We start from the raw sequence: 19,813 nt of genomic DNA on the forward strand, positions 1-19,813 counted from the left end.
TCTCCCTCGCCGTCTGGTGCCGTGTCTTTGCGTTTCTTTGCGGTCGCCGTCGAGAATTCGAGTCCGGCAACTGTCCGGCGGGCGGATAGCCGCCGACCATGCCGGTCTGTCCACGCCGGTGCCCGTCGCACCGTGGTCTCGCGCCCCGGCGCGAAGGGGTGGCTGGTCCGGTTCACGGCCGAGGTGGTCCGGCGGATGGTGCGGGGCCGGTGGAGAGGACTTGGTCGACGGCGGCGTTGAGGGTCTCGGTCTCGGCGATGAGGACGGATTCGCCGGTGGGCAGGGCGCGTTCGACCGAGAGTCCGTTGAGGACGGTGAGAAGGAACCTGACGTTGCGGGTGTGGTCTCCCGGGGGCAGTGCGCCTTCCTCGGAGAGCACGGTCAGCCAGTGTTCGACCCGGCGCTCCGCCTCCCGCTCGTGGGCGAGGTAGGCGGTGCGTACCGGTTCGGTCGGCTCGGGCTCGATGAAGCTCCGATAGACCGTGCCCCATGCGGTTCGCGCGTCCTCATTGGTGCCGAGCGGTGCGAGAACCTGCCGCAGGCAGTTCAGCAGCCGTTCGCGGGGCGACAGTGTCCGGTCCCGGATCGAGTCGCCGGGCAGCAGGTGTTCGTAGATCCGCTCGAGCAAGCTGTCCTGCAGCGCGCGCTGGGTGGGGAAGTGGAACCTCAGCGAGCCGGTGCTCACCCCCGCACGCGCGGCGACCGCGCGCACGCTCAGCTTCGCCGCTACGTCCTCGGCGATCATCTCCGCGGCGGCCTTGAGGATCTTCTCGCGTGTTTCCATGTCCCGCTCTCCTTCGCTTCTCCCAGCACCCTTCACTGTACTAGCACGCCGTACTAGTACAGTGTGCTAGCGTCTTTCTAACACGCTGTACCAGTGAGGGTGCGGCCGAGGCGCGAAGGAGTCCGCGGAGCATGGCGTGGAAGCAGTGGGCGGCATCGAAGCGCCTCAAGCCGGGCGACGGCAGGGAACTGCAGCGGTTCCGCTGGTGGCAGCCCCCCGTGCGCTCCCTGTTCTGGTTACGGCTTCCCGGTGACGGCGGGCAGGAACGCCTGCACGCCGTCGACGTACGGCACTGGGCGCGATTGGACAACAGCAGGATCCGTGCACACCTGTTCACGGACGGCAGGCACGTGGCCGAGTCGAAGTTGCCCGCGGTCTTCCCTGTCGACGGGGGCGTCATCGAGGTGGCGATGAGCAGCTACGGCATCAAGCGCTGCCACTATCGCCCCTTGGACGGACAACCGTCTCAGCTCACGCCCGACCCTGCCTCCGCGGAGGGACGGAGGGCGCGCTTCGGCACCCGCCACCCGGGACTGAGCGGGGCGATCGCCGTCGGATCGGTGCTGCTGCTTGTCATCGGTGTGGGCCTGAACCTGTTGCAGCTCGCTGAACCCGTCTCCGAGATCCCTCCCGTCGCGCAACGGGTCGGAGCGTTCGATTCCCCGATACACCTGCCGATCTGGCTGAACCTCGCACTGGGGGGCGGGGCAGTTCTGGCGAGCATGGAGCGCGCACTCCGCCTGCGGCACTCCTCCCTGCTCGACGCGGCCGGTCACTGACTCCTCGAAGCGAGGAAAGCGCGACCACACCAGCCCTCTTCGGCCGGCCTCTCGCGCGACCGGCACGGCCGGGCTACAGGGAATGACACACGTAGGACGAAAGGAAGATGATCATGACCCAGTTGAGGCCACGGACCGCCGCCAAGTACGGGGCGGCGTTCGCCACAGCCCTCATGGTCCTGACGGGGTGCTCGTCCGGCGTCTCGGGGCTGCGCAGCACGTCCGCAACAGGCGCGTCGGCCCCGGCCCCCTCCCCTGACCCGCTCACTTGGAGCATGTGCGGGAAGGACCTGGAATGCGCCACGATCAAGGTGCCGCAGGAATACACCGACCCCGAGGGCGCACAGATCCCGCTCGCGGTCATGCGGCACCGGGCCACTGATCCCGACCAGCGCATCGGCAGTCTCATCTTCAACCCGGGCGGACCCGGGGTCGCCGCCACCGAGACACTGCGCAATCTGCCCAAGACAGCCGGCACTCCGGGCGCTTTCTCGGCCGCTGTGCTCGCCAGATTCGACGTCATCGCGATGGACCCGCGCGGCGTCGGCCAATCGCAGGCCGTTCGCTGCCTGACCGACCAGCAGCGAGCCGACGCCGCCGGCACCTCCTTCGACCCGGCGATCCCCGGGGGCAAGCCTCTGCCGCGACTGCTGGCCGATGCCGCCGCGTTCACCGACGGCTGCGCCAAGCACCAGAGCAAGAAGTTCCTGGCCAGCCTTTCCACCGACAACGTGGCTCGCGACATCGACCGAGTCCGCGCCGCACTCGGCGAGAAAAAGATCACGTACTACGGCTTGTCCTACGGCACCGTGGTCGGCCCGATGTACGCCACCCTCTTCCCTCACCGAGTCCGCCAGATAGTGCTCGACGCGCCCGTCGACACCAACCAGTGGTTCGGCAACTCCCTCCCCTTCCAGAACGACGTCGCTGTGGCAAGCGAACGAACCCTCAACGCCTGGTTCAAGACCTGTCGCGCCGAAGGGGCCGCAGTATGCCCGTTCGGGGCAGGTGACCCGGAGGCGGCATTCGACACACTCATCGACACGTTGGAAGCGAAGCCACTGAAGGTCGCACCCGCCCAGGGGGGCGCCACCCCGGGCGGCGAGCTCGACGGTGCCATGGCCCTGGAGACCACTCGAGCCCTGGCCGGTGACCAGAACACCTGGCCCTTGCTGACCTCGGCGCTCCTGGCCGCACAGAAGGGCAACGGCGCACCCCTCTATACCCTGTGGAGCAGCGTCACGGTATCCCCCTTCCCCGTCCCCACCGCGATGTTCGAAACGCACACTGCGGTACGCTGCGCCGACTGGAAGACCCCGTCCGGCATCGCCGCGCACAAGGCCGCAGCCACAAAGGCCACTACTGAGGCGAAGCGGATCGGGACCCGGGCCGCCTACTCCGCTCTCAACTGCGCACGGTGGCCCGCGCCGAACAAGGACCGCGTCACCAAGCCGCTCACAGGCGCCGGTGCGCCACCGGCACTGGTGGTCGCAGGCCGACTGGACCCCGTCACCCCCCATCACTGGGCCGAGAACATGACCCGGACTCTGGACGCCGCGGTCCTGCTCACACGTGAAGGAGTCGGACACGGCTCCTACGGCATCAACTCGTGTGTCAACAAGGCAGTTGACGCCGCGCTCCTCCACGGCACCCACCCCGCCGACGGCACCGTGTGCAAGACGGACACGCCCGCAACCACCCGCCCCCTTGTCCCTGCGAAGCGTTGAGTCACAGCCAGCCGTCACCCGCCCACGCATACGCACGGCATGACCTCAGAACAGCGGAAGGACCTACGCACGGGCTGACTGATGTTCAAGGCCACAGCTAAGGGCTGGCCCGCATTTCCCGCCGGGTGCCCGACGATGGTCAAGGCACCTCGTCACGTTGTCGGAGCGTCCCCATACATCCAGTATGTGGACGCTCCTTCGCTTTGCGATGCGCCGCGCCTGGACGCCACGCGCTTGATCCACCGGGAATTGCGGGATAGTCCTCACGCAACCCACTTCAGGGCCCCGCCCGTGCGTGATTCTGCGCCGGCTTGGTGAACTGACGCACCGCAAAAGCGGACAGAGAATAGGTCCTGGGTTCTCAACCAAGGCGGTCTCGGCGATGTAATCCGCGGTTGCTGACGGCGCAGGTCAAACAAGGCAGAAGGAAAACCCGTGCCTTGCCCTCGTTGCCACCCCGCTCACAGCACACCACCTGGCCAGTTCAAGGAGAGACCGCCCCGTCATCGGCGACTCCGATTGCACCAGCGGTCTCTCCCACTGCTGCTACCGCACGTCCAGCACACCTTTCGCCGACGTCGACTCCAGTCTCCGCAACACCGCGATCGCCCGGCCCACCCCGGTTTGAGGGACAGGCCCAGCGGCACGGCCAGGGCCCGCCGGGAGCCCGGCACGAGAACGGTCATAACTGCGCGGGTCCCGTGCATCCCGCACGTCCTGTCGGGACGCCCCCCAGGCGCGAGGCGGACGCCGGTTACGCCTCTGTCACGACGGCGGACTCGGCGCACACCATGCAATAGATCCCGAAATGTCTATTCTCCAGGTCGTACAGAACTATGCCGTAACGTCACCAGTTTCACGGCTCGAACCGGAGGTAGGAGAACCGCTGAAAAGCAAACCAGGGGCGAGGGCGTAGCGGTTACTCCCTGATGGGTGGGCGAACGCCCAATTCGTCTCACCTGCCCCCTGACAGGGATTAGAGGAAGGGAGGGTGCGACCGATGAGCCTCTCCCCTGCACACATTTCACTCTCTTATCGGCGATAGAAAACTCTTGCCCACTTCGGCTAGCACAAAGGGGAGTTCTGATGCCCACGACTCTCGCTCAGAAACTGTATCTGCTCTGCTACACCGTCAAGAAGGAAAAGTTCCAGCTCGACAACATTCAGGGGCGCGGCCAGCTGCTGCGGGCCGGGGCGATGACTGAGCTGGCCCGTAACGGTCTGCTGGACGCGACCGGGGGGAAGGTTCGGCGGCTCTCCGGCAATCCGCCCGAGGATCCGTTCACGGCATCGGTCTGGTACGACCTGCCCGAGGACAAGCCCAAGGGCTGGCTGAAGTTCCTGCACAACAAGGCGCACACAGCCGAAACCCCGGTCCGCGACCAGTTGCTCGCCTCCGGGGATGTCGCCATCGAACGGCAGAAGAAGCTGGGGGTCGTGTCCACCAACAGGGTCACCGTGGTGCACCCGGACCTGGTGCACGCCCTGCAGGACCGGGTGCGCGCGATCGTGCTCGACGGCGCTCCCGCCGATGACCTGACGGACGAGCTGGCCATGGCCGTCCTGGCGGTCGAGCTGGAGCTCACCTCGGTGTGGAGCAAAGAGGACCGCCGCACCCACAAGTCCGCCCTGAAGGCGCAAGCGGCGCGGTTCGACGCGTTCGTCCCCGGACTGCGCAAGGCACTGCGCGACTCCTATCTCGCGAGCCGGGCCGTGGGAGGCGGCTGGAGCGCCTGAACCGCACCACGACCGCAACGAGAAATTCCCGAGAGACGCTGCAACCGCAGCCCGTGACCAGGAGTGATCGATGACCCAACTCGAAGACGAGCACGCCCCCTCCCCAACTCACGACCGGGGCAACACAAGCGCGCCGCCCCCCGCCCCGGTTTCACCCGTTCTCGAGTCCATGGGCGGCATCGCGGGCTTCGTCTACTCGACCGTCCCGGTCGTGGTGTTCGTGATCGCACTCGCCTTGCTGTCGACGAAGGCAGCCGTGATCGCGGCGGTAGCAACCGGTGCGGTGCTCACTGTGGCCCGGCTGGTGCGCGGGGAACGTCTTCTCGCCGCTTCGGGCAGCCTGACCGGTGTTCTGGTCGCGGCAGGCATCGTCGCACTCACCGGATCCGCCAAGGACTTCTTCCTGCTGGGCATCTGGGTGGCCTTCGCAGGATTCGTCGCCACCTTCGGTTCGGTCCTCCTGCGCCGCCCCCTGACCGGTGTGGCGTGGAACCTCCTGCACGGTGGCGCGCACGCCTGGCGCGCGGACCGTCAGGTTCTGCGGGCACACGACATAGCCACGCTCGCAGCGGCGAGCGTCCTCGGCGCCCGGTTCGTAGTGAAGCAGTGGCTCTACGCGCATGACGCCACCGGCTGGCTCGCCTTCGCGAAGATCGCCATGGGCACCCCCCTCACCGTGGTCGCCGCACTGGTCGTCGCCTGGGCCTTCCGCGCAACGTCCAAACGTCTGGTGGACAGCCGACCGGTCCCGACCATCGCTCAGCACGAGGCCGAACTCCCCCCTCGTCAGGATGCGTCCAGGTAACGAGCAGTCACATCACCTCAGCGAGAAAGGAACCTCATGTCGATCAGCCACACGCAAACAGAGACGGTGCGGGAACTCGGAGCCTTCGAGCGGACCATCGATCTCTACATGCATCGAAACCCTGTCCAGTTCTCCCTGGTCGCCGAGATCGACCGCAAGGTCTGTGAGCAGACGCTGGCACGGGCGCTGAAGCAGGTGCAGACACAGCACCCGCTGCTCCGCGTCTCGGTCGACCGCCGGTCCGCTCAGGCTCGGTACCGCTGGGCAGAGGGCCCGATCAGGATCGAATCCGCCGCCGAGGGAACGCCCTGGCAGGCGGTCGTCGCCCGTGAGCAGACGTGCCCCATCGCGCCGGAGCCCGGCCCGCTCCTGCGGACCGTACTGATTCCCGCGGAAACAGGCAGCTTCATTGTGCTGACCTTCGCTCACCAGATCACCGACGGCACCGGCGGCATGCGGGTGGTGTCGGACCTTGTCGCCGCCCTCGACGGCGACGAGGAGAGCGGTAGGCAGACCCCGGGGCAGGATGCGCCGCCCTCCCAGGAGGCCCTCCTGCAGGCCCTCGACGCGGCGACGCCTCCCGTAGGGCCGCCCCAGGACGAACTGATGAACCCGCCCGGCGAGCTGACTCAGTTCTCGGGACGGGCACCGCACGTCTCCGCCTTGGCCCTGCAACGCGGTCTGACCGCACGCCTCGTGGCCCGCTGCCGCGCGGAGGGCGTGTCCGTGCACGCCGCGCTGTGCGCTGCCGCCGGCACGGTCTTCCACCGCGCGGGCCGCACCCGGGTGAGGGTGCTGAGCCCGGTCGACCTGCGCCGTGCCGCGGGTCTGCCCGACGCCGTCGCCAATCGCTTCGCCGGAGCGCGGACAGTCAGCGAGGCATCCCAGGCCGAAGATTTCTGGAAACTGGCCCAGCATCATCACCAGGCTCTGGAACACGAGCGGACACCCGGGTTGCTCAAGGCCGGTTCGCAGGCGCTGGCCCATCAGCCGCCCACCACCCCCGAGGAGGCCGAGGCGATGATGACCGTGGTCACCGCCGCCGACATCCAGATCACCAATCTCGGAGTGGTCGAGGCGCCTGCACACGGCCACGCCCGTCTCACCGCTCTGTGGGGACCAGCGCAGACCACCCAACTGGCCGGTGAACACGTCCTGGGTGTCGCCACCTGCGGGGGGCGCCTACGCATGACGGAGCTGGCCCACGACCCCATGGCCGTTCTGCTGCCCGACATGGTCGCCGTCCTCGCCCAGCAGTGCACCGAACCCGGCGCGCCCTCCTCCTGATGCGTGCAGGGCACCGAGCACCGTCCCAGACACACCGTCGGCCATCCGGCGGTTCGAAACGCCCGGGACGCCCTCGCCGAACGGGCAGAGCGCCACCGAACCGACCCGGCCACCACATCCACACCACGCCCTCGACAGCCGCACCCGATGAGCGACACACAGGAGTGACCATGCAGTCCCGTACCGACGCCCACGAAACAGTCGATACCGCCTTCCTGGCCGAGCTGCGGTCCCGTATTCCTGCGGACCGTGTGCTCACCAGCGGACCGGAGTACACGCGAGCCGTGGCGCTGTTCAACGCAGCGGTCGATGTCCGCCCTTCGGTCGTCGTGCGGTGCGCGAGCACCGCTGACGTGCAGGCGGGAGTACGCGCTTCTCGCAACCATGGAGTGCCACTCTCCGTGCGTGGCGGGGGTCACGACTTCTGGGGCCGGGCGTTCCGTCCTGGTGGGCTGGTTCTCGATCTGACCGAAATGAGAGACGTGCAGGTCGACGTCAACCACGGTTACGCGACAGTCGGCGGCGGGGCTCTCTCTTCGGACGTCGTCTCAGCCGCCGAGCGGGCGGGCCTGACCGCCGTCACCGGAACGGCGGGCTCCGTCGGCATGGTCGGCCTCACGCTCGGCGGCGGCTACGGTCCCCTCCTGGGCCAATTCGGGCTCGCCGCCGACAACCTGCTCAGCGCCGAGGTCGTCCTGGCCGACGGCTCACGAGTGAACACCGACGCCGAACACCACCCGGACCTCTTCTGGGCGTTGCGCGGCGGCGGCGGCAACTTCGGCGTCGTGACCTCGGCACGGATCCGCCTGCACCCCGTACCGACCGTCATCTCGGGAACCATCCTGTACCCGATCGACCAGAGCGCCGGCATACTGGCCGACCTCGGCGGGATCCTTCAGGACAGTCCCGACGAGCTGACGGTAGACGTGGGGTTCCTTCCCGGCCCGGATGGCAAGCCGACGGTGTACGTCGCGCCGACCTGGTCAGGGAACCTCGACGCGGGCAACGCCGAGAACGGACCGGTGCGTGCACTGGCCAAGCTCAGTACACCCTTGCTCGCCGACATCGGACCGGCCGCCCGTTCCACGACGCTGGCCGCGACGGACGCCATGTTCCCACCCGGACGCATGGGCGCGATCCGCACAAGGACCATCCAGAGTGTCACGGGCTCCATCGCGACCGTCCTGGACCGAGCCGCCCAGGAGTTCACCTCACCGTTCTCCGCGATCGTGTGGCACCAGTTCCACGGTGCAGCCACCCGCCCACCACTCGGTTCCACGGCTTTCGGCCGACGCGAACCACACCTCATGGTCGAGCTGATCTCCATGTGGGAGAACGGCGAGAACAAGGAACACACAGGCAGTGGCGACGGCAGGTCCTCGCACCTGCGCTGGCTGGAAAAGACTCACACAGCCCTCGAACCGCTTTCCCTGCCTGGCGGCTACGTGAACTTCCTGGGGCCGGAAACTCCCGACCAGATAGCGAACTCCTACGGGCCGAACACCGAACGCCTGCTCGCCGTGAAGTCCACATTCGACCCGGACTACGTCTTCTCCGCCACACCACTCCCCACGTCCACCGCCGACGCCGGATCACCCCGCGTGTGAGGCGAAGGAGATCGCCGCCCTGGTCAACGACAGCGACTCCTCACGCCGCCTCCTGCTGATCAACGCCGAAGCCTGCTGGCGCCCGGCCCCGGGCGTCGGCAGGCGCACAGCGGCCGCATGCCCTTCCAGCGCTGCACGCGGCGCACGGCCGGAGCACGACAGCCGCCGTGAGCAGAACAAACGTGTTCGCAAGGGGCGCGTCGCTCGTCCGAGCGGGTAAGTCGTGTCCTGCGCTGGGACAGCCTGCCTGTCGTGCCCGCCGGGAAAGTCGTGTCGCCAGGCACGTACACGCGGCCGCTCCGCGAGGGCGGACCTCTTTCATAGGGGTCCGCCCTTTCTCTTTCTGCTGTCCCGCAGTCGCGAGTGCCTTCCTCCGGGCATTGCGGTCTGACAAGCGCGCTTCGACGTGACGACCGAAGGCGACACAGGCTGGTGGCTGAGGAGCGACAGGAAGCTGTTACTCAGGGGCTTCCTCCAGATGTCGGACCAGCGCAGGAAGACCTTCGGCCAGCTGCCCCTCCGCAGGCACCCGCAGCCCCCACCCCCTCGGAAGCACCTTTCTGGCGTGGCGTCAAACACCCCTGTCCACCGGCTGTCCACCGGACCAAGTGACTACGCGGCGACCGCAGGGCTGAACTGCACCAGAACAGCAGGTCAGAACCTTGCCGGAGCTCACAGGCGCCAGCGAGAACAAACCTGAGACCTGCGCATTACATGCACAGACGAGCAGTGCCCAATTTGACAGGATTCCAAGGTGATCCCAAACAAAAAACCCCAGGTCAGGAGCCTGACCTGGGGTTCATCGTTGAGCCGCCTTCGGGATTCGAACCCGAGACCTACGCATTACGAGACCGAGAGCGATCGTGCCGGGTGGTGCCGCACCATGCTTCCTGACGACGTTTTCCCAGATCAGACCACATGTGCCGGTCTTCCCCGTGCGGCCTCGTACTGGCTCGTCCAAAGGCGTCTGGCCACCGGCTGTCCACCGGAGCGCCCCTCCGGCCGGTTCGCATTGACCATTCACCCGCCCGCGTGGGACGACCCGAACCGATGTGGGCCCTCCGTCCGCCGCGCTTGTCAGGGTCTCACAACTGCTGCATGCGCTCTCGGCGACCGCCTCGTCCGATGACGCGCCCCAGCCGGTGCGGGTGGTGCGGCGCGCGAGCCCCACGCAGACGGTGCCCTCGCACGGAACCGATTCAGCGCTCGTCGGGCGGGGTGGCCCACAGGCGGTCTGGGCCGTCGCGCCACTCCAGCCACTTCGGATCGTTCAGGATTCCGTCGGGGTCAGGAATGCCGAACGCCTCGAGGAAAACGACCAAGTCGTGGTCGGAGTAGGCGGTGCCCAGGATCTCGTCACGGCCTCGGCGGTGAACCGTGACTCGTCGGCCGCCCGCCGCCGAGGGGCGATGGACGACGATCGGCGCGCTACGCACGCACTCCGCCCTGAAGTCCGTGCTCCTGACCGGCCATCGTTCGCGCTGGCCATCGATCACCCCGCCCGCCGGACGACCGGGATCGCGCCGCGGACGCTGCGCTGAGCCAGCTCCTTCAGTTCCATCCGGGCAGCCGGGGTTCCGGCTGGTCCTCTCCAGAACGGGTGGCCGGCGATTCGGGCCGACAGCTTCAGCAGACGGCGGCGGCCTTCGGTCGGGCTGGCGGCCGGGGCACCGTCCGCGAGCTGCCGGTAGGTGCTGCACCAGGCGGTCTGGTCACGGAGTAGGTCAGGGGGGAAGTGCGGCCGGAGTCGACGGCGAGGTCCGCGGGCGACATCCACGAACACCAGGCGGGGATGTCGCCGTTGTACCCGGCGCCGAGCAGGCGTTCGGCCGCGTTCAACGAGCGCTGGGTGGCGCGGCGTTCGCCGAGGGCGGCTTGGGCGCGGGCCAGTCGCAGGTGCAGCAGCGAGCTGGCGGCGGGGTGTGTGGCGCGGCTCAGGGCCTTGGTGAGGATTCCGGCGGCGGTGGTGGGGTCGTCGCGCCAGGAGGCCTGGTAGGCGAGGTCGCTGAGGAGGGCTGCCCCCATGTTCCGGTCGTCTCCGGCGTGAGCATTGTGCAGCCCGGCGATCCAGTACCGGCTTGCGGCGCCGTGTTGGCCGTGGTCGAAGCGGATCCACGCGACCGTCTGGGAGAGGCTGGCGGCGAGCTTGTGCAGGCGCACTCCCAGGGGGCGGGTGTAGCGCTGCTCGTCGATCAGGTCGGTGACGCGGGCGAGATGGGCGTCGTAGAGGGGCGCGATGTGCTGGCGTTGTTCGGTAGCAAGCCCGTTGAGGCGGGCACTGGTCTCCTCCAGCAGACTCACGATGTCCTCGCCGACTGCGGCACCGGGGCGCGGGGGGCCAGCGGCGAGAGCCGTGGGTTCGGTGCCCGCCCAGCTTCCGGCCAGGACGACGAGTGCGGATCCGGGGATGGCGCTGAGGAGGGTTCGGCGGTCCATGGTGTGCAGGGCCTCTCGCAGTGCGGGCACGTTGCTGGCGTGGCCGAGCGGCACGACACCTCTGTCGACAGGAGGAAGCCAGGCCGGCCAGGCGGCGGGGTCGACGTCACCGGCTGGGATGCCCAGGACCTCCGCGATGTAGGTCTGGGAGACGGCGTCGGGCCGCACCCCGTTGACCTCCCACTTCCGCACCCGGTGCTTGTCAATGCCGGAGCGAAGTCCGCGACGACGGGCAGCGTCGTGCACGGCCTCGGCGAACTCCACGCGGCTCAAGCCGAGCGCGATGCGCAGGGCGGCCAGCGGGTGGGGTGTGCGCTCTTCCTCGTCCACGACGAAATGCAATCAGGCAGGCACGGCCTGAGCGTACTGCCGCAAGCGGCGGGACCCCTGCGGGACCCCCGTCAAACCCCGTGACAGGAACCACATTTGACCGACACTCGATCATTTCAGCGATCTCTCAGCCGCTGTGACGCATCACCCCGGCACCGTCTGCGCGGTGCCCCTGTGCGCACCCGGCTGCGTCCCTCGACGCCGAGCAGGTGCCTTGTGAAAGGACTTCCTCAGTGATCAAGCAACCCTTGACGGTTGACGAAGTCGTCGGCGGCGTGGCCGACCGCTATGCCGCTCTCGGTTTCCAGATCCGTGGAGACCTCGGGCAGCACTTCCTGCGAACCCCGGACGCCGCGTACGCCCTCCTGGAGCGGGCCGGCATCCCGGTGGGAGCACCCGTGCTTGAGGTCGGAGCGGGACTGGGCACGCTCTCGTCCACGATCGCGGCCGCCGGGCACCGCATCTGGGCGGTGGAGAAGGACGAACGGCTGCGGGACCACCTGGCGGAGCGGCTTGCCCCGTTCGGGGACAGGGCCCGCGTTACCTTCGACGACGTACGCCGCGTCGACCTGGACGGCGGCCTGGACCCCGGCAGCGCGCTGGTGTCCATCATGCCGTTCGACCCCCGCCTGGCAGCCGACCTGATCCGCCACGTGTTCAACTGTTCCCGCGTGGAGTACGGGCTCGTGGTCGTTCCCAGCGCCAGCGCCGAATTGCTCTCCCGCTGCACGGACCTGGCCGTGGTGGAGGTCGACGTGCAGGAGCTGATCGCCACGGGCTGCTTCCACTCCGCGCTGCCCGACGGACACCATGCCCTGTCGGCGCTGCGCTCTGCGCGGAAGGCCGGGGCTCTGGTCGTCGACGCCGGTGACTTCTTCTCCGGCAGCGCCTTCCACACCTACTCCAGCGGCCGTGTAGAGGAACGGCTCCTGGCTGAGCTTTACGACGCGGTGGTCCCCGGAAACCACGACCTTCCCGACCTGATACGGCTGCGTCGTCCCGGGGTGTTCCCGCCCGTTGTCTGCGCCAACGCCTCGCCCCCTCCTGCCTTCGCCGGCCGGTGGACGAGCGGGATGGTGCTGCACGGGGAGTCGCTTCGCGTCGGGATCGTCGGCTACCTGGGCGAGCAGGCATACGGAGCGATTCCCGCGGCTGAGCGCGCGGGCTTCATCTACCGGCCCCCGACGGCCGCGCTGATCGCCGCCGAGGCCGCCTCGCCCGCCGCGTTCGGCTCCACTTTCAGCTCTCCCCGCCGGTCGAGCGCACCCTGCCGTGGCGTAATCCTGAGACGCCGCTCCAGCGGATGGTCGACGCGGGCCGGCTCGGCCGCAAGACGGGGTCGGGTTTCTACCCGTACGCCTGACCGCCCGTCCGCGGGCCCGGCGCTTGACTCCGCCGGGCCCGCCGGGGACGCGTTGCCAGACGTTCGTGCTGCTCAGAGCGGGTACAACGGGCTCACCCGTTCCCCACCGTGATGCGCCGTCCAAAGGCGTCTGTCCACCGCTTGTCCACCGGCAAGAACGCTCGGCCGAGCGTCCCCGTCAGGCCGCGTGACTCTCAACGGGGACCGGGTCCGCCGGGCGGGGCACGACGACGGTTGCCCCTTCCCCGGAACGAGCGGCCGCCCAGCACTGCCGCAAGTCCCAACCTGCGAAGCGCCAATGGCACCAGAGTCTTGACTACGGACATGACACCAACCCCAGCGACACCCACGCGTCTACCTTCGCCACAACAGGTTTCCTGTGAAAGGTGCCAGTGAAATTCTGCGGTGCGCATCGTCGGTGTGGTGCATCAGAGCGAGGCCTCGGGGTGTGAGCGCTGCCGAAAACGGGCAGACGGGCCAGCACGGCACAAGCGCCACAACCGATTACAGGTGGGGTGTACGCGCATGAACAGCACGAAGATCACCGTCTCTCAGGCGACCCCCGTAGCGACCACCGTCCGGGGCGACAGCGCAGCAAGCATCAGCCGGGCCCGCCAGGTTGCCCAGGCTTTCACCGGCCGCCTCGTCCCAGCGCCCTGTCCGGACGTGGCGGACACCCTCGTCCTGGTGGTCTCCGAGCTCGTCACCAACGCCCTGCGCCACGGCGACGGCACCTTCACCCTCCGCCTGAACACTCACCCCGACGCCATCGAGGTCGCTGTCGACGACACCAGCCCGCGATGGCCGCGCATGCGGACACCCGACTTGACCGGTTCCGGCGGCGGCTTCGGCTGGCCCATGGTCAACCGCCTCGCCCGCACGACCGCGGTCACGCGCCGGGCAGCCGGAGGTAAAACCGTCACGGCCTTTCTCCCTCGCTGACACCGCCATGACGTCTTCCGGCCCCCGGCACTCCGGTTCCGGGGGTCGGAACCGGAGTGCCGGGCTCCCGTGCTCACACGCCTGTTCAGCATCCGCGGCATCGACGCGGTCCTGGACATCCACCCGACCCTCGACGCGGCCCGGACCATCTGATCCAACTGCGACGCACGGCCGACGCACTCCCTGCAACTCCGCCCCGAGGCAGGGCGGGAACTGCTGTCCGCCGGTACGCCGGAGCCAAAGTTGCCGAGGCAGCCGTGCCAGGGCCGATGGGCCCCGCCGGGTGCGTCCAGGTTCAGCGAAGGGGCGCGGAGCGGAGAGAAAGGTAGTAGTCGCCGACCGCGGCCAGGTAGTCGGGATCACCTGTCTCGCTGTCGGTGGTGAATCGGGGAGCGGCTTTGATTTCCTCCCGGGACGGTGCGACCTTCACCGTCTGCGTCCTGACGTCGACGGCAAGGACGGCACCGGCCGGGATGAGCACGCTTCTGCCGAACTTCCACACACCGGTGTCGACGACCAGGTGCTGCATGCCGAGCTGATCCTGCTGACGGTCTACGTGGCCGATGCCCCCGTCCGCGGCCTCAACAGTGAAGCCCACCAGGGACTGGCCGTACGTGTGACCGCTGTCCTGCGCGTACATCCACATAGTGCTCACAGATCCAGCCCTTCATCCCGGCCAACCGCAGACGGTGGCCTGCTCCTACGACGATCTCTTCCTTCCCTGTCACGTGCCGAGCAATCAGGCGTTCAAAGCGACGGTCGGTGTGTGGGCAAGCCAAGTCGGCTGCCGGCGAAGCGGACTGGGTGACGGCTTCCATGAACGTCAAGGCCGTTGGCGGAGGGGGCCGTTGCGCGAAGGCGGGCCAGAGTCGGCTCTCGTCTTCCGGAGCAAGCGCGTGCGAACACTCCCGCAGCCCGGCTCACGCCCGAGGGCAGGCCCCCGACGAAGCGGTGAACGGGAGTACACCTCTGTACGGTCGGCTCGCCGAAGAATGGTCAGCCAACGGTGCCACCGTCCCCTGCCGTCCTCATCCGCTGTGGCATCGTCTGGTGTCCTACGAGCACTTCAGGCGTGAGACAGGAGAGCACGTAGCACCGACTCCATCGGGGAGCAGAAGCCCCTTGGCAGGCCCGACGGGGTCGGTTTTGGCTCAAGGTCCCGAGGCGGCCCGCGCCTCGCCGGTGCCCCAGGGCTCTTTCGGACCTCCCGCACCTTGGGGGAACCTCAGGCCCTTCCCCGCTGTCCATGGATGGACACCAGCTCATGTCTCGCGACTGCGCCGAACGGTCGCCCCCAGCCAGGTCCTCACCGGCACTCCTGCCACCTCATCCCCTCGGCCGAGGCCGGTACCCGCTGGTGTCCCCGCCGGGAGCGCGTCGCTCGACCGAGTAGGCAAGCCGTGCCCTGCGATGGGGTAGCTTGCCTGTCGTGCTCGGCCGGAAGTCATGTCGCCAGACACGTACACGCGGGCACGCTGGCGGGAAGGTCGCTTTCCATGCGGGACAGTGAAAGGGACGGGCTGGGTGAGGCGCTGGCCGCGGCGGAGGCTGCGCCGCCGGTGGAGTCCGTCGACGTCATAGCCGCTTCGTTGCGAAGACAGCTCGGGGCCCGGTCGGTGTCGTTCCTGATCACCGACTTCACGGGGGCCTCCGTCGTCCGCCTGGGCACCGCGGATGACATCGACCTGGATCGTTCCGCGGATCCGATCGCCGTCTCCGGCACCGTCTACGAGGAGGTGATGCGGACCCAACGGCCGCACGTGGAGGCCGTGGAGGGCGGTGCGTCGACGCGGGTGGTCGCACCGGTCACCAATCGCGGGGACGCGCTCGGCCTGCTGGAGCTCCATCTGCCCCAGCACCCCGGGGAGGACACCCTGCTGAGAATCAGCCGGAGCGCCCACGCCCTGGCCTACATCATCATCGCGAACCGGCCCTTCACCGACCTGTACCAGTGGGGCCGGCGCACCTCCCCGCTGAGCCTGGCCGCCGAGATCCAGCACCGGCTGCTGCCCACGTCGTTGGCTTGCGAGGCGGCCCAGTTCGCGGTCGCCGGGGCCTTGGAGCCGGCCGAGCATGTCGGCGGCGACACCTTCGACTACGTCATAGACCGCGACTACGTCCAGCTTTCCGTCACCGATGCCATGGGGCACGACGTGGACGCCGCGCTTCTGGCCACCCTCCTCGTCAGCGCGCTGCGCCGCGCCCGCAGGCAGGGAGCCGGCCTCGCCGAACAAGCGCAGAGCGCCGACCGGGCCGTGGCCGAGCACAGCGGCGGCCGCTACGTCACCGGACAGCTGCTGCGGATCAGCCTGCACGACGGTCGAACCGAGTTCATCAACGCCGGCCACCCCTGGCCCCTGCGCCTGCGCGGCGGGAAGGTCGAGGAGATCACACCGGCCGTCGACATGCCCTTCGGCTTCATAGCACCGCACACCTACTCGGTCCAGGAGCTGGACTTGCGGGCCGGTGATCGGCTGGTCATGCTCACCGACGGAATGCTGGAGCGCAGTGCTGCGGACCTCGATCTGCCGGCCCTCGTCGAGAGCACCCAGGACCTGCACCCGCGGGAGGCCGCCCGGGTCCTGATCGAGCACGTCGTTCGTACCCATGACGGGCGCCTGGACGACGACGCCACCGTGATGTGTCTGGACTGGTACGGCACCGGCTTCACCCGCCGCGACGCCGACCACGGCGCCGACGTCTCCGAAGCATCCCCGATGGCCGGACAGCACACCTCTCCCCAGGGCCCGCTGGGCCTCGAAGCTGAAGTCGCCCGGCCGGGCCCATCCCCCGTAGCGGAGTGCGCACCGAGCACAAGGGCCGACTCGGCACAGAGGTAAGCCCCTTCGTCTCCCTCCGACCATGCGGCCGCAGGGTGGAGAGTCTTTGGCTGCCGTGCCGCTCACAGGGCAGTTCCGCGCCTTCAACGACAGGGCTTCAGCGCCGTCCTGCCCGGAGGGGCGCCGCGGGTAAGCAGGGCGATGGCCAACGAATATAATCGGCCTCATGTCGAAGCATGACGCGCTGCTTGTTGACGTTGCCGCCCTGGTGGAGTCCGGGCGCAGCAATCAGATGCCGCTGACCGTGGTCGCCGGTGGTGCAGTTATCACGGGCCGGCTGGCTCCCGAAGCCGTCTGGCGGCAGCGGGTGTCGGAGGTCCTTGCCGACTCGGCCCGCCTGAGCGACTTTTCCGCCATGTTCACCACAGCCCCACCCGAGGAAGGGCCGCCCACGCATCTGCACTTCCACGTGGCCCGGATTCTGCAGGGCACGGTGGGGATCCCGGAGACAGGTGGGATGTACCGGGTCGCGATCGAGGACGTCAGTGCCTGGACGATGGGCGACTTCAGCTACTCCGACCACTGACCCACTGCCACTCCGGAACACCTCGACACGCGGTGAGGGTCCGACCGGATGCTCCGGTCGGACCCTTACCGCTGCTCGCCTGACGGCTCGCGCCTGCCCGTCGGTCAGGCGGCCACAGGGGCGCCGAGCAGCGCGGAAGCCCGCTGCAACGGGTTGAGATCCCGCATGGGCGCGGGGGCCGGGGCCAGGTCGCGGCAGGTGAAGCCGAGCTGGGTCATGGCACGCAGGACTTCTCCTGCGCTGAAGTCGCGGCGGTCCTGGCGTGTGATGACCTGTCCGACCTGTTTGACGGGGTAGGTGCGTCGGCCGATGATCACGGACTCGCCGGACGCCTGCTCGGGCTTGATGCCCTTCATCGATTCCAGGACGCCGCTCCTGGTGAGGTCGAACGGGAAGCGGGCGATGACACAGCGCATGATGCCTCACAGTGAGAGGAACGAAGAGGGAGTGGTTCTGCCGCGGACGGGACGGCTCAGCGGGCGAGGGCGAGGACGCCCCGGGCACTGCCGTGTTCGTCGACCACGGGCAGGGCATCGACGTCGCTGCAACGCATCAGGTGCCGGGCTTCGTCCATGGTGGTCACCGGTGAGGTGAACGGCCCTCGGTCGCCGAGGATGTCCCGCAGCTGGATCCTGTCCGAGTACGCGGAGCCGTCACGAACTGCTGCGAGCTGAGCCCGTGCGACCAGTCCGATGCACAGACCGTTGTCGTCACAGACGAGCAGATGCCCGGTGCGGGCACTGGTCATGACTGCCAGGGCCACCTCGACAGTCATGTCGCCGCAGACCTGCGGCCCGGCGGGGTCCATGGCGTCGGCCACCGTCCTGTCGGCGGGCGTGGCGTCCGTCGAGCCCGGCTGCATCTGGACCAGCGTCAAAAGGTGTCTCCTGCAGAGGTGGGTGAACTTCCGGATCACGACGTGCTCAGGCAGCGGCGTCGAAGGAGGACTGGTGCGCGCTCACGCGCCGGGCCGCGGAGGCGGGACTGCGCCGGCCGCGAGACGCGCTACGGCTGCGCTCACGCCGCGCGGCCACCGGCGCGGTGATCGTCACGGGAATGCCGGAGGGGGTCTGGGCGCCGGTGATGCGGCCGAGTGCCTCTTCACCCGAGCGGACCTGGGTGGTCTGGGGCACGATGCCGGCGGCGGTCATGAGGCGGGTCATGTCACGGCGCTGGTTGGGGGTGACGAGGGTGACGACGCTGCCGGACTCCCCTGCCCTGGCGGTTCGGCCGCCGCGGTGGAGGTAGTCCTTGTGGTCGGTCGGCGGGTCGACGTTGACGACGAGGTCGAGGTTGTCGACGTGGATGCCGCGGGCGGCGACGTTCGTGGCCACGAGCACGGTGACGTGCCCGGTCTTGAACTGGGTCAGGGTCCGGGTGCGCTGGGACTGCGCCTTCCCTCCGTGCAGAGCGGCGGCCCTTACACCACTGGCCAGCAGGTGGTCGGTGAGCTTGTCCACGGCCCGCTTGGTGTCCAGAAACATGATCACCCGGCCGTCGCGGGCTGCGATCTCGGTGGTCGTACGGTTCTTGTCCGCACCGTGCACATGGAGCACGTGGTGCTCCATCGTGGTGACCGCACCTGCGGAGGGGTCGACCGAGTGGACGACCGGGTCGGTGAGGTAGCGGCGGACCAAGCGGTCGACGTTCCGGTCCAGGGTGGCGGAGAACAGCATTCGCTGGCCCTCGGGGCGGACCTGGTCCAGAAGCTCGGTGACCTGGGGCATGAAGCCCATGTCAGCCATCTGGTCGGCCTCGTCCAGCACAGTGATCGCGACCTGGCCAAGTCGGCAGTCACCGCGGTCGATGAGGTCCTTGAGCCTGCCCGGCGTCGCCACGACGACCTCGGCACCACCGCGCAGCGCGTTGGCCTGCCTCCCGATCGACATCCCGCCGACGACGGTGGCCATGCGCAGCCTCACCGAGCGGGCGTAGGGGGCCAGCGCGTCGGTCACCTGCTGGGCCAGCTCACGCGTCGGCACGAGGACCAGGGCCAGCGGCTGTCGGGGCTCGGCACGCTGACCGGCGGTGCGGGCCAGCAGAGCCAGGCCGAAGGCGAGGGTCTTGCCGGAGCCGGTGCGCCCACGTCCCAGGGCGTCGCGGCCCGCGAGGGTGTTGGGCAGGGTCGCCCCCTGAATCGGGAAGGGAACGCTCACCCCCTGGGCGGTCAGCGCCGCCAGCAGCTGCCCCGGCATGTCAAGGTCGGCGAACGCCTCGACGGCAGGCAGCGCGGGAGTGACCGTGACCGGCAGAGCGAACTCGCCCTGAACCGCGGCGGGCCGCCGCCCATTCCCAGCCGAGCGGCCCGAACCGCCGGAGCGGGCAGGGGCAGCGGACCGGGCCGAGGCGGTCGAGCTGAAGCGGCTACCGCCCCGGCCGGAGTCGGCGGCACGGCTGCGGGAAGAGCGATTGTTCGTACGTGTGGGGTTCATTCAGAACCTTCCTTGATACGGCACGTATCAAGGAATTCTCGCAGCGGAAGAACAGCGCAGGGAATCACAAGAACGGGCCGAGCGGAATGAGAAATCAAATGTGACCTGCTAATGATCCCGGAGCGGGATGCAGACCATGGAATAAGCGACGCCATAGGGGCGAGAAATCCAGTTCCACCGCCAGGTGGAACTCGGAGGGAGTGGGCAGCGAAGACCCT

Annotated in this window: 16 protein-coding genes and 2 pseudogenes; 11 read left to right on the plus strand and 7 right to left on the minus strand. The window is 68.6% G+C overall.

Going from position 1 to position 19,813, the window contains the following annotated elements:
* Window positions 1–172: 172 nt before the first annotated feature.
* Window positions 173–784 carry a TetR/AcrR family transcriptional regulator gene (locus tag ACIQM0_RS12465; RefSeq protein ID WP_401285933.1) on the minus strand — a complete coding sequence of 204 codons (612 nt, stop codon included), beginning with the start codon at window positions 782–784 and terminating at the stop codon, window positions 173–175.
* 131 nt (window positions 785–915) lie between these two features.
* Here ACIQM0_RS12465 and ACIQM0_RS12470 point away from each other — a divergent pair, with 131 nt between their 5' ends.
* The 6 genes from ACIQM0_RS12470 (at window position 916) to ACIQM0_RS12495 (ending at window position 8,726) form a co-directional block, all read left to right on the plus strand.
* Complete coding sequence (locus ACIQM0_RS12470) at window positions 916–1,563, plus strand: hypothetical protein (RefSeq protein WP_401285934.1); 648 nt, start codon at window positions 916–918, stop codon at window positions 1,561–1,563.
* Between the two features lie 113 nt (window positions 1,564–1,676).
* Window positions 1,677–3,290, plus strand: coding sequence for an alpha/beta hydrolase (locus ACIQM0_RS12475; protein ID WP_401285935.1), 1,614 nt, complete (start codon window positions 1,677–1,679; stop codon window positions 3,288–3,290).
* A 1,086-nt stretch (window positions 3,291–4,376) separates the two neighbouring features.
* Complete coding sequence (locus tag ACIQM0_RS12480; protein ID WP_401285936.1) at window positions 4,377–5,027, plus strand: GPP34 family phosphoprotein; 651 nt, start codon at window positions 4,377–4,379, stop codon at window positions 5,025–5,027.
* Between the two features lie 70 nt (window positions 5,028–5,097).
* Window positions 5,098–5,832, plus strand: coding sequence for a DUF3159 domain-containing protein (locus ACIQM0_RS12485; protein ID WP_401285937.1), 735 nt, complete (start codon window positions 5,098–5,100; stop codon window positions 5,830–5,832).
* A 36-nt stretch (window positions 5,833–5,868) separates the two neighbouring features.
* Window positions 5,869–7,119 (plus strand): peptide synthetase, encoded by a 1,251-nt coding sequence (locus ACIQM0_RS12490; RefSeq protein ID WP_401285938.1) that lies wholly within the window; start codon window positions 5,869–5,871, stop codon window positions 7,117–7,119.
* Window positions 7,120–7,289: 170 nt separating this feature from the next.
* Window positions 7,290–8,726, plus strand: a complete 1,437-nt coding sequence (locus ACIQM0_RS12495) for an FAD-binding protein (protein ID WP_401285939.1) — start codon at window positions 7,290–7,292, stop codon at window positions 8,724–8,726.
* A gap of 1,199 nt (window positions 8,727–9,925) precedes the next feature.
* Here the strand turns inward: ACIQM0_RS12495 and ACIQM0_RS12500 are convergent.
* A complete protein-coding gene (locus ACIQM0_RS12500) occupies window positions 9,926–10,162 on the minus strand; it encodes a hypothetical protein (RefSeq protein WP_401285940.1) in 237 nt (78 codons plus the stop codon).
* 190 nt (window positions 10,163–10,352) lie between these two features.
* Window positions 10,353–11,492 carry an XRE family transcriptional regulator gene (locus ACIQM0_RS12505; RefSeq protein WP_401285941.1) on the minus strand — a complete coding sequence of 380 codons (1,140 nt, stop codon included), beginning with the start codon at window positions 11,490–11,492 and terminating at the stop codon, window positions 10,353–10,355.
* Between the two features lie 275 nt (window positions 11,493–11,767).
* On the opposite strand from ACIQM0_RS12505, the pseudogene ACIQM0_RS12510 reads away from it, so the two are divergent.
* The 3 genes and pseudogenes from ACIQM0_RS12510 to ACIQM0_RS12520 all read left to right on the plus strand — a co-directional run.
* Window positions 11,768–12,049: pseudogene (locus ACIQM0_RS12510) on the plus strand (rRNA adenine N-6-methyltransferase family protein); the annotation flags it as partial.
* A gap of 737 nt (window positions 12,050–12,786) precedes the next feature.
* Window positions 12,787–12,855 (plus strand): annotated as a pseudogene (locus ACIQM0_RS12515) (3-hydroxyacyl-CoA dehydrogenase family protein); the annotation flags it as partial.
* A 525-nt stretch (window positions 12,856–13,380) separates the two neighbouring features.
* Window positions 13,381–13,797 carry an ATP-binding protein gene (locus ACIQM0_RS12520; protein ID WP_401285942.1) on the plus strand — a complete coding sequence of 139 codons (417 nt, stop codon included), beginning with the start codon at window positions 13,381–13,383 and terminating at the stop codon, window positions 13,795–13,797.
* A 295-nt stretch (window positions 13,798–14,092) separates the two neighbouring features.
* Here ACIQM0_RS12520 and ACIQM0_RS12525 read toward each other — a convergent pair whose 3' ends face one another.
* Window positions 14,093–14,443: a PRC-barrel domain containing protein gene (locus ACIQM0_RS12525; RefSeq protein ID WP_401286125.1), complete on the minus strand. Its 351-nt coding sequence runs from the start codon at window positions 14,441–14,443 to the stop codon at window positions 14,093–14,095.
* Between the two features lie 850 nt (window positions 14,444–15,293).
* Between ACIQM0_RS12525 and ACIQM0_RS12530 the strand changes: the two genes are divergently transcribed.
* Together ACIQM0_RS12530 and ACIQM0_RS12535 are read left to right on the plus strand one after the other, a co-directional pair.
* A complete protein-coding gene (locus ACIQM0_RS12530; protein WP_401285943.1) occupies window positions 15,294–16,637 on the plus strand; it encodes a PP2C family protein-serine/threonine phosphatase in 1,344 nt (447 codons plus the stop codon).
* A 166-nt stretch (window positions 16,638–16,803) separates the two neighbouring features.
* Window positions 16,804–17,163, plus strand: coding sequence for a hypothetical protein (locus ACIQM0_RS12535; RefSeq protein WP_401285944.1), 360 nt, complete (start codon window positions 16,804–16,806; stop codon window positions 17,161–17,163).
* A 104-nt stretch (window positions 17,164–17,267) separates the two neighbouring features.
* Here ACIQM0_RS12535 and ACIQM0_RS12540 read toward each other — a convergent pair whose 3' ends face one another.
* The 3 genes from ACIQM0_RS12540 to ACIQM0_RS12550 are packed head-to-tail and all read right to left on the minus strand — an operon-like array spanning window position 17,268 to window position 19,595.
* The gene (locus tag ACIQM0_RS12540; RefSeq protein WP_401285945.1) at window positions 17,268–17,579 is read right to left on the minus strand and encodes an SCO5918 family protein; all 312 of its coding nucleotides are present in this window, start codon (window positions 17,577–17,579) and stop codon (window positions 17,268–17,270) included.
* Between the two features lie 56 nt (window positions 17,580–17,635).
* Window positions 17,636–18,040: a CBS domain-containing protein gene (locus ACIQM0_RS12545; protein ID WP_401285946.1), complete on the minus strand. Its 405-nt coding sequence runs from the start codon at window positions 18,038–18,040 to the stop codon at window positions 17,636–17,638.
* Between the two features lie 46 nt (window positions 18,041–18,086).
* A complete protein-coding gene (locus tag ACIQM0_RS12550; RefSeq protein WP_401285947.1) occupies window positions 18,087–19,595 on the minus strand; it encodes a DEAD/DEAH box helicase in 1,509 nt (502 codons plus the stop codon).
* Window positions 19,596–19,813: the final 218 nt, after the last annotated feature.

The sequence above is a fragment of the Streptomyces sp. NPDC091387 genome (genome assembly GCF_044756945.1).
Taxonomy (GTDB): Bacteria; Actinomycetota; Actinomycetes; order Streptomycetales; family Streptomycetaceae; genus Streptomyces.

Bases quoted from the DNA above. Each gene is read 5' to 3' on its own strand.
- ACIQM0_RS12550 (WP_401285947.1), bottom strand. From the start codon at position 19,595: ATGAACCCCACACGTACGAACAATCGCTCTTCCCGCAGCCGTGCCGCC.
- ACIQM0_RS12480 (WP_401285936.1), top strand. From the start codon at position 4,377: ATGCCCACGACTCTCGCTCAGAAACTGTATCTGCTCTGCTACACCGTC.
- ACIQM0_RS12465 (WP_401285933.1), bottom strand. From the start codon at position 784: ATGGAAACACGCGAGAAGATCCTCAAGGCCGCCGCGGAGATGATCGCC.
- ACIQM0_RS12535 (WP_401285944.1), top strand. From the start codon at position 16,804: ATGTCGAAGCATGACGCGCTGCTTGTTGACGTTGCCGCCCTGGTGGAG.
- ACIQM0_RS12525 (WP_401286125.1), bottom strand. From the start codon at position 14,443: ATGTGGATGTACGCGCAGGACAGCGGTCACACGTACGGCCAGTCCCTG.
- ACIQM0_RS12495 (WP_401285939.1), top strand. From the start codon at position 7,290: ATGCAGTCCCGTACCGACGCCCACGAAACAGTCGATACCGCCTTCCTG.
- ACIQM0_RS12520 (WP_401285942.1), top strand. From the start codon at position 13,381: ATGAACAGCACGAAGATCACCGTCTCTCAGGCGACCCCCGTAGCGACC.
- ACIQM0_RS12530 (WP_401285943.1), top strand. From the start codon at position 15,294: ATGCGGGACAGTGAAAGGGACGGGCTGGGTGAGGCGCTGGCCGCGGCG.
- ACIQM0_RS12485 (WP_401285937.1), top strand. From the start codon at position 5,098: ATGACCCAACTCGAAGACGAGCACGCCCCCTCCCCAACTCACGACCGG.
- ACIQM0_RS12470 (WP_401285934.1), top strand. From the start codon at position 916: ATGGCGTGGAAGCAGTGGGCGGCATCGAAGCGCCTCAAGCCGGGCGAC.
- ACIQM0_RS12540 (WP_401285945.1), bottom strand. From the start codon at position 17,579: ATGCGCTGTGTCATCGCCCGCTTCCCGTTCGACCTCACCAGGAGCGGC.
- ACIQM0_RS12490 (WP_401285938.1), top strand. From the start codon at position 5,869: ATGTCGATCAGCCACACGCAAACAGAGACGGTGCGGGAACTCGGAGCC.
- ACIQM0_RS12475 (WP_401285935.1), top strand. From the start codon at position 1,677: ATGACCCAGTTGAGGCCACGGACCGCCGCCAAGTACGGGGCGGCGTTC.